Origin of the sequence: Ahrensia sp. 13_GOM-1096m, from assembly GCF_000620605.1 — a bacterium.
Taxonomy (GTDB): Bacteria; Pseudomonadota; Alphaproteobacteria; order Rhizobiales; family Rhizobiaceae; genus Ahrensia; species Ahrensia kielensis.
Genome location: NZ_JIAX01000015.1, coordinates 85,418 through 101,093, shown reverse-complemented (window position 1 = coordinate 101,093; position 15,676 = coordinate 85,418). Strand labels below are relative to the sequence as shown.

General features: G+C 48.6%; 18 protein-coding genes. 9 read left to right on the top strand and 9 right to left on the bottom strand.

What is annotated here, in order from left to right; genetic code table 11:
* Nucleotides 1–261, top strand: a 261-nt coding sequence (locus tag N530_RS18930) for an ATP-binding protein (protein WP_026481168.1), incomplete at its 5' end; no start/stop codon positions are given.
* 290 nt (nt 262–551) lie between these two features.
* Nucleotides 552–1,259 carry a VIT family protein gene (locus N530_RS0113790; protein WP_026481167.1) on the top strand — a complete coding sequence of 236 codons (708 nt, stop codon included), beginning with the start codon at nt 552–554 and terminating at the stop codon, nt 1,257–1,259.
* Between the two features lie 266 nt (nt 1,260–1,525).
* On the opposite strand, the gene N530_RS0113785 is transcribed toward N530_RS0113790, so the two are convergent.
* From N530_RS0113785 to N530_RS18735, 8 genes are all read right to left on the bottom strand, one after another.
* The gene (locus tag N530_RS0113785; RefSeq protein ID WP_026481166.1) at nt 1,526–1,933 is read right to left on the bottom strand and encodes a hypothetical protein; all 408 of its coding nucleotides are present in this window, start codon (nt 1,931–1,933) and stop codon (nt 1,526–1,528) included.
* Nucleotides 1,934–2,058: 125 nt separating this feature from the next.
* Nucleotides 2,059–2,496, bottom strand: a complete 438-nt coding sequence (locus tag N530_RS0113780; protein ID WP_026481165.1) for a DUF4399 domain-containing protein — start codon at nt 2,494–2,496, stop codon at nt 2,059–2,061.
* Between the two features lie 124 nt (nt 2,497–2,620).
* Entirely contained in the window at nt 2,621–3,196 is a 576-nt protein-coding gene (locus tag N530_RS0113775) for a cytochrome b/b6 domain-containing protein (RefSeq protein ID WP_026481164.1), read from the bottom strand.
* Nucleotides 3,189–3,467: a PepSY domain-containing protein gene (locus tag N530_RS0113770; RefSeq protein WP_026481163.1), complete on the bottom strand. Its 279-nt coding sequence runs from the start codon at nt 3,465–3,467 to the stop codon at nt 3,189–3,191. The genes N530_RS0113775 and N530_RS0113770 overlap by 8 nt, the downstream gene beginning before the upstream one ends.
* A 178-nt stretch (nt 3,468–3,645) precedes the next feature.
* Nucleotides 3,646–5,322, bottom strand: a complete 1,677-nt coding sequence (locus tag N530_RS0113765) for an ABC transporter ATP-binding protein (protein WP_026481162.1) — start codon at nt 5,320–5,322, stop codon at nt 3,646–3,648.
* An 18-nt stretch (nt 5,323–5,340) separates the two neighbouring features.
* Nucleotides 5,341–6,408: a hypothetical protein gene (locus N530_RS18245; RefSeq protein WP_051540973.1), complete on the bottom strand. Its 1,068-nt coding sequence runs from the start codon at nt 6,406–6,408 to the stop codon at nt 5,341–5,343.
* A gap of 1 nt (nt 6,409) precedes the next feature.
* On the bottom strand, nt 6,410–7,315 hold the full coding sequence (locus N530_RS0113755) for an alpha/beta fold hydrolase (protein WP_026481161.1): 906 nt from the start codon (nt 7,313–7,315) through the stop codon (nt 6,410–6,412).
* A 21-nt stretch (nt 7,316–7,336) separates the two neighbouring features.
* The gene (locus N530_RS18735) at nt 7,337–7,909 is read right to left on the bottom strand and encodes an aspartyl/asparaginyl beta-hydroxylase domain-containing protein (protein ID WP_051540972.1); all 573 of its coding nucleotides are present in this window, start codon (nt 7,907–7,909) and stop codon (nt 7,337–7,339) included.
* Between the two features lie 198 nt (nt 7,910–8,107).
* Between N530_RS18735 and N530_RS18925 the strand changes: the two genes are divergently transcribed.
* Genes N530_RS18925 through N530_RS0113735 form a run of 3 tightly spaced genes read left to right on the top strand, consistent with a single transcriptional unit; the run spans nt 8,108 to nt 10,604 of the window.
* Nucleotides 8,108–8,554: a PepSY domain-containing protein gene (locus N530_RS18925; RefSeq protein ID WP_155852009.1), complete on the top strand. Its 447-nt coding sequence runs from the start codon at nt 8,108–8,110 to the stop codon at nt 8,552–8,554.
* Between the two features lie 2 nt (nt 8,555–8,556).
* The gene (locus tag N530_RS0113740) at nt 8,557–9,225 is read left to right on the top strand and encodes a response regulator transcription factor (RefSeq protein ID WP_026481160.1); all 669 of its coding nucleotides are present in this window, start codon (nt 8,557–8,559) and stop codon (nt 9,223–9,225) included.
* Entirely contained in the window at nt 9,222–10,604 is a 1,383-nt protein-coding gene (locus N530_RS0113735) for a HAMP domain-containing sensor histidine kinase (RefSeq protein WP_026481159.1), read from the top strand. The genes N530_RS0113740 and N530_RS0113735 overlap by 4 nt, the downstream gene beginning before the upstream one ends.
* Before the next feature lie 548 nt (nt 10,605–11,152).
* On the opposite strand, the gene N530_RS0113725 is transcribed toward N530_RS0113735, so the two are convergent.
* The gene (locus tag N530_RS0113725) at nt 11,153–11,365 is read right to left on the bottom strand and encodes a hypothetical protein (protein WP_026481157.1); all 213 of its coding nucleotides are present in this window, start codon (nt 11,363–11,365) and stop codon (nt 11,153–11,155) included.
* Nucleotides 11,366–11,972: 607 nt separating this feature from the next.
* On the opposite strand from N530_RS0113725, the gene N530_RS19280 reads away from it, so the two are divergent.
* From N530_RS19280 to N530_RS0113705, 4 genes are read left to right on the top strand one after another with little or no spacing between them, the layout of a single operon-like run.
* Nucleotides 11,973–12,698 carry a lytic transglycosylase domain-containing protein gene (locus N530_RS19280; RefSeq protein ID WP_247869206.1) on the top strand — a complete coding sequence of 242 codons (726 nt, stop codon included), beginning with the start codon at nt 11,973–11,975 and terminating at the stop codon, nt 12,696–12,698.
* The gene (locus N530_RS0113715; protein ID WP_081773980.1) at nt 12,686–12,970 is read left to right on the top strand and encodes a TrbC/VirB2 family protein; all 285 of its coding nucleotides are present in this window, start codon (nt 12,686–12,688) and stop codon (nt 12,968–12,970) included. The genes N530_RS19280 and N530_RS0113715 overlap by 13 nt, the downstream gene beginning before the upstream one ends.
* Nucleotides 12,971–13,001: 31 nt before the next feature.
* Nucleotides 13,002–13,277: a VirB3 family type IV secretion system protein gene (locus N530_RS18915; RefSeq protein ID WP_026481155.1), complete on the top strand. Its 276-nt coding sequence runs from the start codon at nt 13,002–13,004 to the stop codon at nt 13,275–13,277.
* Nucleotides 13,267–15,621 carry a helicase HerA domain-containing protein gene (locus N530_RS0113705; RefSeq protein ID WP_026481154.1) on the top strand — a complete coding sequence of 785 codons (2,355 nt, stop codon included), beginning with the start codon at nt 13,267–13,269 and terminating at the stop codon, nt 15,619–15,621. Before N530_RS18915 ends, N530_RS0113705 begins: the two co-directional genes overlap by 11 nt.
* The last annotated feature ends 55 nt before the right edge of the window (nt 15,622–15,676 follow it).

The window sequence follows — 15,676 nt, the reverse complement described above, 5'->3', positions numbered from 1 at the left end:
TTCAGCACATCAGGCGGCGCGCTACTCTTCCACCTTCTCAGTAAACTTTATGAACGAACCAGCGTAATCATCACGACCAATCTTAGCTTTAGTGAATGGGCGACGGTCTTCGGTGACGCCAAGATGACCACTGCCTTGCTCGATCGGCTAACACACAGATGCCACATACTGGAGACTGGCAATGACAGTTACCGCTTCAAAGCCAGCTCTGAAATTGCAAAACAGAAACGAAAGGAAACAACACCATTGACCAAATCATGACGAAGAAAGCATAACGACTTAGCGGGTCAAATCTCGGTGACAATACCGGGTCAGTTCTAAGTGACATTCAACATTCTTTGGGCTAACAATGGTTAAATTATCACCTAGTAAAATGGCAAAAATCATCGTTCTTGTTGAGGGATAGTGACAAAGGTACAAGTAAATTGGCTTTCGGCAATCATTTCAGCGAGCAAGGCTTCGCGTTTGTAGCTTCATTCAATGGAAATGCGAATGTGATACGAAGAGTGTCACTGAGGATGGTGACCACCAAATCTTAAATGGAGACTAATATGAACTTGCCTTACGAATCTGCGCATGAGGAATTGCACTTCATCAATCGTGCCGGGTGGCTGCGTGCCTCTGTTTTGGGCGCCAATGACGGTATCGTGTCGGTTTCTTCCCTCATTGTCGGCGTGGCAGCGGCTGATCCAAACCCGACGGCCATCTTGGTAGCCGGTGCAGCCGGACTTGCAGCTGGCGCTATGTCAATGGCGGCTGGCGAATATGTGTCAGTGAGTTCGCAGTCCGATGTTGAACGCGCCGATATTGCGCGTGAGAAACAGGCGCTTATCGATACACCAAAAGCGGAAGAAGCGGAGTTGGCCTCCATTTATCAATCGCGCGGTCTATCGGTTGAAACCGCCGCTTTGGTTGCACGGGAACTCACCGAGAACGATGCGCTTGGTGCGCATGTGCGCGACGAACTTGGACTATCGGAAGTGCACGCGGCAAACCCGTTGCAGGCGGCTATTGCATCTGGCTTTACATTTACGGTCGCGGCTGCACTTCCACTTATCGCTGCCATTTTAGCACCAAGCGATAAAATAATTCCTGTTGTGGTCGTCTCAACATTAGTTTGCCTTGCGGGCCTTGGCGCTTTGGGTGCCCAAGTAGGCGGAGCGCCCAAGTTTCGCGCAACTGCCCGCGTATTGTTTTGGGGCGCAGCAGCAATGGCAATCACCGCAGGAGTGGGAAGCATATTTGGTGTGAGTGTTTAGATCAGCAGGATTTTTTGGCAGGTGCTATTTGATAGATCAATTGGTATGTCCGACTATTCATAGCAGCTGTCTTTAAATGCATAAATGGGTATCTACGACACCCATTTATGAAACTTGATATTAGTTTGATCAGTTTGGCGATACAATTGTGAGGGTTACCTGATTTTCCGTAACCGTCCGCGTCCTGCTAAATTATACCGCATGAACCTTTCAACAACTTTCGAATGGCCAGCGCATTGAATTTGCAAGTCTATGTTACCGAAAGGTCATAGACCTGCAGGATTACCTTTCAGCAATACGGAGCGATCTGTGATCTTGTTGCGTTGAACCCAATGAATTGAATTTCCGTTTTTATACAGAGTGACACACTTTTCTTTGCCCTTACCGATTTTTGTCCATCTGCGACAATACTGATCTCCAGCAACGCGCCATCGACCGACATCCTTGCGAACACCTCGTTTACCGCTATGAACAATTTTCATAGAATTTCCAGATGTGTAATAGATTGTATAACGGCCTGCACTGTCGGTCCCCCGCAGGGAATTACCTGGCAGTGTAGCTTGTATTTCCGAACCTTTGAGTTTGGAGAAATTGTTGTCTTCCAGCGACTTGGTTACCGTTGTGCAGGCGGTCAAGCTGAGTGCCGTAAAGCCGACGAGAATTATCTGTTTCATTGTAATACCCTTTGTATTGCTCTTTCTTCATATGCGGGAGGAACGTTCGCTTGCGAATGCTTTGAAAAGTCCATCTTTGTTAACAAAGGTTGTGACTAGCAAAGACGGTCCCGCAAACTTCCCAACTATTTAACAGTGATCGTAATCACTTCTGAAAATATCGGCGGGTTGTGCGGAATATGGTCTTTGTCACCCAATACCAATTGCAGTGAATGCTCGCCTGGCGCCAACTCAAGCATTACTTCAGTCTGACCTTTACCGAAGTGACGGAGATTTTCTTCGGCAGGCATGTTCATATCAAATTCCTCAGCACCATCCGCGCCAGTACCGATAGCGGGACGGTCAATCAGAACGTGATGGTGACCTGTGTTTTCAATGTCAGCACCGGCTGGAGCGACGCCCATACCCGAAAGACCGAATATTACTTTCACCGGGCCTTCAACCGTGTCGCCATCGGCTAAGTTGACAAAGTATTGCGTTGTACCTGGCGCTGAGGCCGTTTCACCCGCATACGCAGTAGCAGAAGTGGCAAGAATAATCATGGCAGCGTAAACAGTTTTCATAACAATTGTCTTTCACTTATTGAAGTAGAGTTAGTTGCAAATGCTCATTCGCATTTTAGTTCATTAATTATTATGCCGGGCGGTTTCAGAGGGGGAGCCGCCCGGCATCGCCGATATGCTGATATCAGTTTCGGCGTTTTAGCCCCGTGATCATGGACTTCACGAGGTTTTCCTTGTGTTCGATGCTAGCTAAGGCAACGCCCAGAATGTGACCGATGATTAGCACCAGCGTTCCGTTGACAGAGATTTCATGAGCTTCTTCAACCCATTCTTCGCCCCAGAAAGAATCCATAGTCATCATATATCCGGTTGCCGAAATGGCAGTGATAGCAATGATGAGACCTATTACCATTGCACCGCCGGCAGGGTTGTGACCGATATAGCGCTTTGCTCTCATGGCGACAGAGTCGCGAAGAAACGTTATTATAGTTGATGGGCTGTAGACAAAGTCCGAAAAGCGCGCATGACGAGGCCCTACAATTCCCCACAAAACCCTCACTGCAACTAGTGCTGCGATTGCATAACCGGCCCACTCATGGGCGTTGTCCCACTCATCACCGGTGAAATAGGCGAACACAAACAAACCTACAAGCGACCAGTGAAATAGTCGTACAAATGGATCCCACACCTTTACGGTGTCTAGGACTACTTCCGGCTGCGTTTCGCTGCCGGAAGTGCCTGCATTGTTTGCATTAGTCATCGGATTTAACTTTGACGACTTCAGCCGTAACCGGGTTCATGAAGACTTCGAACTTTTTGCCGTCTTTTCTCGCATAGACTTCGTAGCATCCGTCTTCTACCTTTAGCTTCGCCGGTTCATAGCCAAGTTCTTTGGCCTTTTCCATGATAGCCTCTTCACTCATCCACGTGGATTTGTCGGCACTTCCGCAATTCATGTCTTCACTTGCAAAAGATGCGCCGGAGGTCGCAAGCAAGCTGATCGCAGCGATAGGGAGAATGTATTTTTTCATGACTTTTGATTCCTTTGGGTGTGAATATTTTTAGGTTTGCAGGACAACGAGCTGTTTATCCTGAAACCAGACTAGCGCATGGGTGCTGACCGATACCTGACAGCAACTTTCAGCTAATTGTCAGCTTTGTCGGCCGCCACGGCGCGACCTCATATGAAGCAATTTGTGGCGTTGGATATCAAGCGGCAGAGCGCGGCGTGAAGAAAGCCGCTATCGGTCCCGATCCGGACAATACTTCGTCCGGAAGGCCTTGCTCAACTAATTGTCCGTTTTCGATGAACCATATTTCATCCATCGAACGGGCAATTGCCTTGTTGTGGGTGATTAACAACGTTGTGGCATCGGTCGAGTTTATCAATTTCAAAAGCAATTGAGGGCCTTCAGCGTCCAGCGCATCATCTGGTTCGTCCAATAGGAGTAGATGCGCCTCTGACAATGCCGCCCTCGTCAGCATGACCCGGCGAATTTCACCAGAGGAGAGGTTACCGCCCAATTCGGCGACCTTTCCATCGAGCCCACCCAATCTTTCAAGTACTTCACCTAAGCCGAAGGTTTCCGCCATAATTTTTATACGGGTATCACACGGCATTTCTGCAATTCCCATTGTAAGGGCGCGCCTCAGACTTCCCGCGAGGATGGGTGTGCGCATACTGACATAGCCGATCATTCTCTTGCGGACATTTGAGTTCAGACTGATAGGAGATCTATCGCCTAAGCGTACCTTACCTAGGTCAGGCGCATCCAAACCTGCAGCCAGTTTCAACAGCGTTGATTTACCGCCCCCATTTGGTCCCAATATCGCAATTTTCTTACCCTTTTTGGCTTCGGCATTTATGTTTTTCAAAATACCAAACGAAACATCTTTAAAACGAAGTGATCTTGGTTTGCACGTGAATTCGACATCAGGCGATCGGGGAATTCTGAGGGTTGATTTTTCCAGCAGGTTCAAACATTTATCCCGCGCTGCCAGCCAAGAACGATACCGATCCCATACGCCTGCCAAGTCGCGCATCGGTTGGACCATCAGGCCAACTGCAGCAAGTGATCCTGCGACTTCTGCCGGACGAATGTTAGATTGAAAGGCTACATAAAAAACTGATGCGGCAGCAATCGCAGATATCGCATCTGGAATTGCCCTCAAAAATGACTTGGCCTTCACTCGCTTAACGGATGCTGCAATCATATCCTGAGTTCGTCGAAGCAAAGATTTTTGTTCAATTTTCATGCGTCCCATCAGTCGCAATTCCGGGGCAAAAGGTGCTCGTTCACTCATATCAATTGCAAGATTTCCGCGTCTCGAACGAAGGTGGCTGTGGACCTTACCTAAGCGGGGTGCAACTATAATCATCAGAGCAATCCCGGCGAAAATTGGAATCGACGCCGCCGCGCCTAAAGCTGGATTGATAAGGAAAACAGCAAGCGTCGCCAATGGTAGAACAATGCTTGATGAAATGAGCCGCGCAATACCAGCGCTGATCCAATTGCGAATTGCACTTAGGTCACCGACAAATCTGAGTGTGACGGCGCCACGGCGGCGTTCTTCCATTACGTGGTTTGGAAGACGGGAGAGATGTTTGAACAAGCGCAAACGCAGCTCCGAAACATAGTCTTGGCCAATACGTTCACCGGTGACTCGTTCCATATAACGAAGCACCGCTATGCCAAGCCCAGCGAAGACTATAAGGATCAATGGTTGGGTTGGGATCAGGTTGTCATGAAGCCTAAGGTGAGCAAATATGTCTCTAGTTGCAAACGCCGCTACGCCTGCACACATCGCTTGTCCCAGAGCCATAAAAACAACCTGAAGGAGTTTCCAGCCTCGGCCATTTTCGTTTAGTTTGGGTAGCTTGCTCATGACAAATCCTTTAAGCGGCTATGCCCGCATAACCTTTGTCCAGTTTGAGCCGCGTATAGTTTCCAAGAGTGTCTCTGCTGATGTTGGCTCCAATAATTGGTTGCGTGTCACAACCGTCACCGCTGCCATCTTCTGCGCTTCTTCAATTGCAAGGGGCGAAGCACTGACTTTTCCAGTGACGATTGAAGGTTCAATTCCCATCGCTCTTAAAGCTTGACAACCCCCAACCACTGAGGCGGCGCAGGGCGCTGCAAAAATGTAACCATTGATAATCTCGCGCACCTCTTTTGACTTTAGCATTGCCGCAGTTTCTGCTTGGAATATACCATCCGCAAATTCGATCAATGCGACATCACATCCTGCAGCGGATGCGTGCCCCAACAAAGTGTTCATGCCTGCAGAAATATGGTCAATCGGCAGTTGATAGGTTGAAACCATGCCAGCGTCAACGAAATCAGCAACAAACAAAGCCCCTGTATCCTGATAGGTATTATAATCACCAAAGGAACCCGTCCCGGTAACTTTGATTGCCGCTACCTTATGCCCAGCCTTTGTCAAACCATGAGCAAAACTTGCCACAGCGGTTGTTTTACCGCCGTTCATCGATGAGCCGACAGCAGCGATAGTGGTAAGATTTAGGGGGCGTACAACGCTTGCCAATGCATAGTCTTCAATGTTTATCGGATGACCGTTTGCGTTACAAATAATTCCAAGCGGCTTCACATTGGTGGGGCCAGCCATCTTGGTATTTGATTTGCGCATCAATCCGATGACACCGCCTCCAGCTAACATGTCACTGCTTTCTTCATTAAGCTGAGCAATTCCCTCGTATTGATCGGGCGCATAGCGCGCGCCGCAGGCAAGAACCACCAAATCCCCCTCATAGAGGGTGGAATATCGGCCAATCGACAATTGGATACGCTTATGCGAGCGAATATTGATTACTTCGCCTAATATCAAGTCACCCGGTGTGGCGGATTCAATATCACTTGAAAGGCCAATACAATCAGAGCGTTCGACACGTCTTGTAGTAAATGCCCATTTGGCACGCTGAACAAAGTCTTGGTGCGGTGTATCATTCAACATTTCAATTCTCCAGTGTTTGTACGAATTTGCTTGACGCGGCTGTCGCGTTGGTTTTTGCAACCGAGACGGATTTGGAACCACTTGAAAAAACGAGGTCAGCCAACCCGCCGCGTTTCACGCACTCAACAAATCCATGTCCGCAATTAGGGAGCACATGGAGCGCCACATCCGGGGGCAGCAAATTTCTGGCTTCTGCTGCGCGGTGCAGGGCGTCAATCCATCTTCGGGCTCGCTCCAGCCGATGTGCGCCTTGCTGAGCATCAATAGCTTGGCCGGAACGGGTATTGGTGTCCTTCTTGCAGTCATGCTCGCCTACGGTGACCGTGATGGGTATCTTGAGGAATTGAGCTAACGTATTTTCCAGGAGTGGTCCCCAATTGTGGGGTCCGCTGCGCGCACCGAACCCATAGGGAAATGGTCGAGAGTCCGGAAATGTATACCATCCGGACGATGACACGATTAATCGGCCCACTGCTTCGGGATAGAGCATGGCAAAACGGTGTGCGAACTGAGCACCACCTGAAAATCCTGCCAAGTCAATTTTGTCGGTTTGCCAAATTCCTGCAGTTCGCAATTCGTTCAACAAGCCGAAAAAGGCCAGATCGGCACGACCCTTTCGAACAACCTGCTGGTAGCAAGGCCATGTCTCCTTTGAGAAAACCGGAGCAATCACCGGCCTTCCCAAGGTTTGGGCATATGACGCATACATTTCCACTTGAACCCGGGCTCTGCGTTTTATTCCGTGTAGGGCCACAACAGGTGTGTGATAGGAATCTACGGATTTCGGGAGAAACAACCAATAATCCAGCCCGTGTTTGCTGCCCGCCTTTCTATGGATAAGACTAACGGTGGGCTGATCTTCTTCATCCAGATGCATGATCGGTTCTGCTATATTGTTCATAAACATTTTGTTTCTCCCGGGACCCAATTAACTGGCGGCTGAAAAGACCTCATCGGCCAAGGCTTCAGGCAACATGTCGAAGATCATGTGGATACGATCTTCATCGCCTTCATTTTTGGCTTCATGCATGGTGTTATTGTCGAACCACCAAAGCTCGCCTTCTTTCATGCGAACTTCTTCGTCGCCGGTTTTCATCCATGACCCGGCTGTCGAGCGAAGGACGAAGTGGTACCGATTACGAACACGGTAGTATTCTCCCTGATCGATATGGGGATAAACCTGCTTGCCAGCAGGAAGACACACGATCTTCGCACGCCCTAAAATGGAGTTTTGTTTCTCCGCAAATGCTTCAAGAAAAGCCCTTGCTTTTGGATATTTCATGGAACCCGTCGTCCAGCGGCTTTCATGCACGTCGCGGCGCTTGCGGTCGCCGATTGCGGATTTACGAAGGCCGCGCAGCGGGATCGCCAATGCTTCACGCTGCACCTTGATTTTGTCCTGCCTGCCTGTGGCTTCTGCCCAGGCATTATCGATACTCGCAATCTCCTGCAAATATGGCGCTGGATCGATGTAAGGTTCCTTGAGTTCAAAAAATTTCATACCGCTTTTCCTCTCTGATTACCGTTGGTCACCCATCTCTTCCTGTGAGATCACCACGAAGCTTGATTAACAATCCGAACCTAACCGAGAGGAACTGACCGATAACTGACAAAGAATTTCAGCCAATTGTCAGGTTCAGTATGTTACTTAATCGCTATGGCTGTGCGCATTCGAAATCTAGCTGTCATCATAATGATCATGATGACTGCAAACTTATTGCTACCGGGTTCGATGAACCTGGGGGTCAGCACGGCCTTGGCTGATAGTGACGGTGATTCTGACAGCGATAGCGATTCTGACAGCGATAGCGATTCTGATAGCGACAGTGATTCAGACAGCGAATCCGATGGCGACAACGATTCTCATGATAGTGACGATAATGATGATGGACGTAACAGTTCATCTTCAAACTATAGTCGTGACAGCGATTCTATACAGTCTGCGGTGGGTAAAAAGGAGGCGCTGCCCTATTGGAAGATTAGATCCACAATTGAACGCCGGTACAAAGCGAAGATCGTAAAGGTAGGTATCTTTAAGGATAGGCGCAAATGGATTTATGAATTGAGACTTATCAATAATTCGGGGCGTTTATTTGAAGTCCATGTTGATGCAAAGACTGCGCGCGTCATAAAGGTCGAGGACTAGCGATGAAGATATTACTCGTAGAGGATGACCCTCTGATTGCTCGTGATGTAAAAACGGGCCTTGAAAACGCGGGCTATCTTGTCGTTGCTGAATCAAATGGCGAAGAGGCTTGGTTCCTGGGTGATACAGAAGAGTTCACCGCTGTGATACTCGATCTAGGCTTACCAGTAATGGACGGGCTTACTGTGCTTCGCAAATGGCGAGAAAATGGACGAACACATCCAGTTTTGGTGTTGACCGCGCGGGGCGATTGGACTGAAAAAGTCGAAGGGATTGACGCAGGTGCTGATGACTATCTTGCCAAACCATTTCAGATGGAAGAACTTCTGGCGCGGCTTCGTGCCATAATTCGTCGAACTTCGGGGCAAGCGTCTCCTATTATCACGGTTCACTCTTTGCGAATTGACACAAGGCACAAAACGGTGAGTTTGGATGGCAAAAATGTTGCGTTGACGCCAATGGAATATCGCTGCCTTCACTATCTTGCATTAAAAAATGGAGATGTAGTTTCGCAAATCGAACTGACCGAACAGCTTTACACGCAAGACTATGATCGTGAAAGTAACTCTGTTGAAGTATTGATCGGCAGACTGCGGAAGAAATTGGGCTCTAAAACAATCGCGACAAAACGCGGATTTGGATACTTCTTGCCAATTGGACAATCTGCATGACTTCTTTGCGTCAGAAATTCCTTCTTGTTTCGGCAATCTCCGTTTCAATAATTTTGGTCGCCGCAAGTGTTGTGTTCTTGTACCTCTTTCAACGCAGTATGGAAGATCGAGTGCATGATGAGTTGAAAAACTATGTTAATCAAGTCGCGGCAAGCGTTGAGTTTAATGAAGACGGCAGTTTGAAACAGCCAGAGGGCCTACTCGATCCCAGATTTGAAGCGCCTTATAGCGGGCTTTATTGGCAGATCGATGACCAAGAAGTGGGTATAAAGCTCCGATCTAGATCTCTGTGGGACACCTCGCTAGAGTTGCCCGATGATATCCATGATGTCGCGACAATTCACAAATACTTAGTGCCCGGCCCTGAAGGCTCATTTGTTATGGTGAACGAACGCACATTACTTGTCGCTCCACCAACTGGTTCAAGGTCTATTCGAGTTGCTGCCGCGATGGATCAATCCGTTGTCAGTGACGCTAGATCTACTTTTGTCACCGGGATGCTTCCCTATCTGATTTCGCTTGGCTTTCTTCTTGTCCTTTCCACCATTGTGCAACTCTATTTCGTTTTGCGGCCAATTGAGCGCGTTGTCAGCGATTTGAACGAAGTACAAGATAGAACAAAAAACAGATTGGATGGAAGCTATCCTAAGGAAATTCTTCCGCTCACAAGCGCGATCAACACGCTCCTTGCCTCGCAAGAAAAAGCGCTGTCCGGCGCACGCAAACGTGCCGGGGATTTAGCCCACGGTCTGAAAACACCCCTTACGGTTCTGAAGCACAATGCAGCGAAATTGAGCGGTTTAGAAACGGCGGAAATCGGGGATGAGATTGCCGACTTGGTAGAAACAATGCAAGATCACGTGCAGCATGAATTGGTGTTAAGCCGACTTGCGCCTAGCCCTGAACTCCGGCAATCCGATGCGGAGATTGGGAAGATAATTGCAGATGTCGTCCGAATACTGGAAAGGGCACCGAATTCAGAAGCGCTGACATGGATTCAGGCCGTCGATAGTCCGGTTGAAATTGCTGTCGACCCACATGATCTGCGCGAGCTTTTAGGCAATCTGCTAGAGAATGCTTTGAAATGGGCCAATTCCGAAGTGAGTATTTCGGGTGTAAAAAACGGCACGCATTATCGTTTAACGATCGAAGATGATGGCCCTGGAATTGATGCTTCAAAAATTGAGGAAATGCTTGACCGCGGAAAGCGGTTTGATGAATCGGTTGCAGGGACCGGTATTGGGTTATCGATCGTTCAAAGCATTTCAGAGCTCTACAATCTGCCACTCAAAATACATAACCGACAATCCAACGGGCTTTGTGTGATAGTCGACCTTCCGGTGGCGAAAAGTTGGAAAAGGGGAACCCTTGCCGATTAACACGGAGATATTCGCCCAAGGTTGATATAATCGAATTCCTCACAATTAACTATCAAATGTCCATTTTTGGGAATAATCCACCTTTCCGGTTTTTGTTCAGTGAACGGCAGTGATGCGGTGTTTGTGCATAATGTCTGCGGTGCAATCAATGCCTTAGTCGGGCTCGAAGCGGACTTTTCCCACAATGCAAACTGATCTTAACGTTGAAGCCGAACGTGTGCACCATGACCTGTTTCCTGTCGCGCCTCTAAATGGATTTGATAAATTTTGGGATTTATTCGGACGCGAAAATTTGCATTCTGGATATGAAACGTTCGCTTGTGTCAAAACTGACTTTGGTACTTTGAAACTTATGCACAAGGACAACATTGAGCCCTTCCTAGCCCAATGAATGGCTAAAATGTCGAGTTGTTTTTTACCACGGGTACTCTTCTTTTTATGGGAGATTGGTTTTTTTGAGGGAGCGGCTGAAAGATTAGCAGTCTGTTTTACCAACAAGGGAAGTTGTGAGTTTTGAAATCCCGATTTAGCAGTAGTGAAAATTCAATTCAAAATCGCTGGGCTCTTTTTGCTATCAATCCAGCGGCCTGAAATTCTTGAATAATTTCCTCTGACACTTTGAGATCATTGCCTGCCATATAGTCTTTCAGAACACGAAACGTAGCATCGCTGTCGCCAGCGAAGAGGCTCTTTGTCAGAGACACAATTAGCTCCCCTTCTTCGGTGAATTCAGCTTTTGGGCTATTGTCGTTTTTTTTCATAAGTCGCCACCCAGGTCATATTGGGGATATGAGGCTGCCAGCGCAAGCCGGGTGTTTGTAACACGAGCACAGCGGTCCGTGCGCAATGACCTTTGGGCTTGCGCCTTGGACATACGCCATCGCCACCCGGCAATTGCTGGGTAGCTGTGCTTGAGGTTACAAAGCCTCACGGCCGATGCTTCGGCCGCTTTCAAGTCATATAATAAATTTTTGAAGAGTTCTACTTTGTAATGGATGCTCGAGGTTCAATCCCGCCTCAGGTTCAAGATCTGAGTCGACAAAAAACATCTTGAGAAGATCGTTTTTTTATCACTGCAACCGAATTCATGGTGATCAGCTTCTGCACTATCCACTTGAAGGCGTTGAAAATTCTGGCATCTGCATTGCGCGGAATTAAGTTTCTCTAATGTCACTTAAGTTATTGTTTCCGTTGACATTAATTACTTTTTAACGCTTTTTCGAACCTCAATGATCTTGGTATTGATGCGACCGGTTACGAGCCAGATGAGGCCTCACTAACAAGCAGTCCAAACCGCTAAGTCCAAGATCTAAAAATGCACGTGTCTTGAGTTTTAACTCAATCCGCACGGTCTGGTAATTGGAAGGCTTGAAAGACGCCATGTCGAGTTTGTTGCGTCATACGATTGCAAAAATCATCCGCTTGAGCGCTACACCATCATTGTTGGTAGCGATGGCGATGATGCCTGCCAAGGCGACAGTTCTTGAATATGGCAAGACTGGCGACGTGACTGTCACCGAAACACAAGCAATTGAAAATCGAAAATCAGAAACGATCGACCGCGCCCCTTCCGCTTCCGGAAGTAAGGCATTGCGGGAACTCACACGGGATGTCGCTGTTCAATTTTCAGGGGCACCCGGGGTCCGTCAATCTGGTCTCGATGCGCTCACATTCATAGAAGTCTTCGAACTTCTGATCGAACGCGAAAGCGCGTTTAGGCCCAAAGCCATCTCCGAAAAGGGGGCAATCGGCCTCGGACAGCTAATGCCTGACACCGCTAAAGATATGGGGGTCAAAGATCCGCTAGATCCGCATCAAAACCTTATCGGATCAGCAAAATATTTCACGATGCAGCTTAAGCGTTTTGAAAAACTGGAACTTGCTCTTGCTGCCTATAACGCCGGTCCCGAACGGGTGAAGCAATATGGTGGCATACCGCCGTTCAAAGAAACGCAAACCTATGTCGAATGGATTTTAGCCAGAGCCGGCCTGGATAAAAACGAACAACCGGCGAGCAATTCTGCTGCAACCCTCATCCTAAAAAAATCAAAAGAAGCGCCCCTCAAAGGAGAAGTATCCGTATGGGAATTTTAAAGTCACTTTCAAAGCTGAGCTTGTTTTCAGCCATAGGTGTTTTCGTGTTTGTGGCTCCCGCTTATGCGCAAGACCTGTCACCCATCACAACTATGCTGACCGCCATCGGAACAGCGCTGACCGGACCCGTTGGCCGAGCCCTCGGTCTCGTCGCGCTCGCCGCCGTTGGAATTCTGTTCATGATGGGACGCATGAACTGGCTCTATGCCGGATCCGTCATTGTTGGATTGGTCATCCTTTTTGGTGCCGCGACAATTCTGGCTGGCTTCTAAACAAACTTTAAATAAGGACTTAGGAACAAAAGTGGCTACTCCTCTTTTCAAAGGACTGACGAGACCTGTCTCACTCATGGGACTACCCATGACCTATTTCATCATATTGATGTTCGTGGTCGTGGGTGGCTTCATAGCCACGCTATCCCTCATCTATTTTGGCGTAAGCGCCATCGTCGGTTATATAGCCCTACGCATTCTTGCTGCCTTTGATCCTCGCATTTTCGATGTCATTTTTACAGTGCTGCGCGTCACGCCGCTCACCGCATCATGGCTGAAAGGCAAAGGTGTCATCTATGGTGCTTGATAGTCGCCTTACCCTTTCAGAGAAGTTGGTCGAGGACACCACGCGTGAAGCAGAAGAACTTCTTGCGCGGGGCCTGCCCTACATAACTGCAATTGATGATCAGACACTTCTTTTGCGTGATGGTGATGTCATGGCGTCCTTTGCCGTTGATGGTATCAGCGCATCAACGAGCGATGAAACATCTGTCGATGAGATTTCACTCGCATTGTCAGCTTTAGTGTCTCAGCAGATGCCTGATGTCGGTTTTACCATTCATCGCATATCTACAAAAACGCAACCAAGGCTTGATGAGGTCTCACCGGCAAATCCATTTGCATGCGCTGTCGATGAACGCTGGCAGGATTTTATAGGCGCTTCGGGCCTTAGACATCGCACAACACTCGTCTCCATCACAATCAGACCATCTAAAGTCATTGGGCTATGGGCAAAACTGTCAGGCGGGAAACGGCAGAATGAAGAGAACCTTCAAAAGAGAGTTGTTCGACTAAACCAAATTATCTCCGGTTTTATCGAGACATTGGGCAATACGGCACCGCGGCGAATGACTGTATCAGGCGGGGAGTGGCTAGGACTTCTGCGAGCAACAATTTCAGGTGGATTTGTCCCGATTGCGCCCGGCCGCAACTTTATCCCGATCAATGATTTAATAGCCAATGCGCCAGTCTTTTTCTTTGGCGATACATTCACTGTCTTTGGTTCCCATTCCGGCAGCACAAAATATGGGGCGATCATCACCCTCAAAGATTATCCCTCTGCCACCTACGCTGGCATTCTCGACAATCTTGATTTGGCCGTCGATATGGTTGTCACAAACACATTCACGCCCAGTGACCGCATCGAAGCTCTTCAAAAAATCCAGCGCGTCTCAAGACAAATGGCGGCAGCAGAAGATGCTGCTCGTTCGCTTCAAATACAATTGGAAGAAGCCGCCGATGATCAGGCATCAGGTCGGGTGGCCTTTGGCAATCATCATTGCACCATCGCAGTCTTTGCCGACTCCGAAGATCAACTCGATGATACACTGGGTACGATCACACGGGCTATCACGAGCATCGGCGGCGCTATGATCCGTGAGAACTTCGCAGCACGAGCAGCCTTCTTTGCCCAACATCCCGGCAATTATTCTTTTCGCACGCGCGCCTCAATGATCTCTTCGCAAAATTTTGCAGAATTAGGCGCACTTCACGGCGCATCACGGGGGCGGCCAAAAGCTCTTTCACCATGGGGAGAAGCGATTTCTATTTTGCCAACCGGCAATGGTGAACCTTATCGTTTCAACTTTCACCTCGCCGGACGCAAAGACGAACGAACAGTCGGCCATTCTCTCGTTCTCGGACAAACCGGTTCAGGTAAAACTTTGGGAACTGCATTTCTGTTGTCTCAAGCTGTTCGGCTCAATCCGCGCATCATTGTCTTCGACAAAGATCAAGGTTTTGAGATGCCCATTCGGGCCCTTGGCGGTGAATATTCCGCCGTCAAAATGGGAGACAAAACCGGCTTCAATCCCTTTGAAGCAGAATCCGACGAACGCGGCGCTGCATGGCTGACGGACTGGCTTGAAGCCATGTTAAAGCCCAAAGATGGTGAGCTAACGCCCATACAAATAGAGGCACTGGCAAAAGCAACACGGGATAATATGAAGGCCGCCAAGAACCTTCAAACGATCACCCATTTTAGATCGCAACTGCGCGCTGTCGACGACAAAAAAGATCTCCACACACGCTTAGGGCGTTGGGACAAAGGCGGACAATTTGATTGGCTCTTCAACGGTGAAGGCAAAGACAATCTCAACTTTGACAATGACATCGTAGGTTTTGATCTAACCGAAATCTTTGACAATGATGACGTTCGTACCGCGTGGCTCTCATATGTCTTTCGGCGCATTGAGCGCACCGTCGAAGATGAGCGACCGACGCTTCTAGTGATGGATGAAGCGTGGAAGCTCCTTGATGACTCCTATTTCCAATCCCGTTTAAAAGACTGGATGCTCACAATGCGCAAAAAGAATGTGGCGGTGATTCTATTGACGCAAAGGGTCTCTCACATCTCCGAAAGTGCAGCAGGCGGCGCGATCATCGAAAGTGTCACAACCAAACTGATCTATCCATCCAATCGCAACACGCAAGAAGAACTCGCCCCACTTAACTTATCGGATCGCGAGCGCGATTTTCTCACCCAATCAAACATCGGTCACCGCCTGGCACTGATGCAATCCGGTGATGACAGCACAATCATAGACATGGATCTCCACGCCCTTGGATCGCTCTTGTCAGTCCTTGGCGGCGGTAAGGGCGAACACACAGCTGCCGGTTGGAGAGACAATCCTGAATTCTGGAAGGAATAACCACAATGTTGAGAGTATCACTTTTCCTAATCACAGCCCTGGCCCTGTCGAGCTG

Excerpts from the sequence above, each read along its gene's own strand:
- N530_RS0113790 (WP_026481167.1), top strand. The coding sequence starts at position 552 with ATGAACTTGCCTTACGAATCTGCGCATGAGGAATTGCACTTCATCAAT.
- N530_RS0113785 (WP_026481166.1), bottom strand. The coding sequence starts at position 1,933 with ATGAAACAGATAATTCTCGTCGGCTTTACGGCACTCAGCTTGACCGCC.
- N530_RS0113780 (WP_026481165.1), bottom strand. The coding sequence starts at position 2,496 with ATGAAAACTGTTTACGCTGCCATGATTATTCTTGCCACTTCTGCTACT.
- N530_RS0113775 (WP_026481164.1), bottom strand. The coding sequence starts at position 3,196 with ATGACTAATGCAAACAATGCAGGCACTTCCGGCAGCGAAACGCAGCCG.
- N530_RS0113770 (WP_026481163.1), bottom strand. The coding sequence starts at position 3,467 with ATGAAAAAATACATTCTCCCTATCGCTGCGATCAGCTTGCTTGCGACC.
- N530_RS0113765 (WP_026481162.1), bottom strand. The coding sequence starts at position 5,322 with ATGAGCAAGCTACCCAAACTAAACGAAAATGGCCGAGGCTGGAAACTC.
- N530_RS18245 (WP_051540973.1), bottom strand. The coding sequence starts at position 6,408 with ATGTTGAATGATACACCGCACCAAGACTTTGTTCAGCGTGCCAAATGG.
- N530_RS0113755 (WP_026481161.1), bottom strand. The coding sequence starts at position 7,315 with ATGTTTATGAACAATATAGCAGAACCGATCATGCATCTGGATGAAGAA.
- N530_RS18735 (WP_051540972.1), bottom strand. The coding sequence starts at position 7,909 with ATGAAATTTTTTGAACTCAAGGAACCTTACATCGATCCAGCGCCATAT.
- N530_RS18925 (WP_155852009.1), top strand. The coding sequence starts at position 8,108 with ATGATGACTGCAAACTTATTGCTACCGGGTTCGATGAACCTGGGGGTC.
- N530_RS0113740 (WP_026481160.1), top strand. The coding sequence starts at position 8,557 with ATGAAGATATTACTCGTAGAGGATGACCCTCTGATTGCTCGTGATGTA.
- N530_RS0113735 (WP_026481159.1), top strand. The coding sequence starts at position 9,222 with ATGACTTCTTTGCGTCAGAAATTCCTTCTTGTTTCGGCAATCTCCGTT.
- N530_RS0113725 (WP_026481157.1), bottom strand. The coding sequence starts at position 11,365 with ATGAAAAAAAACGACAATAGCCCAAAAGCTGAATTCACCGAAGAAGGG.
- N530_RS0113715 (WP_081773980.1), top strand. The coding sequence starts at position 12,686 with ATGGGAATTTTAAAGTCACTTTCAAAGCTGAGCTTGTTTTCAGCCATA.
- N530_RS0113705 (WP_026481154.1), top strand. The coding sequence starts at position 13,267 with ATGGTGCTTGATAGTCGCCTTACCCTTTCAGAGAAGTTGGTCGAGGAC.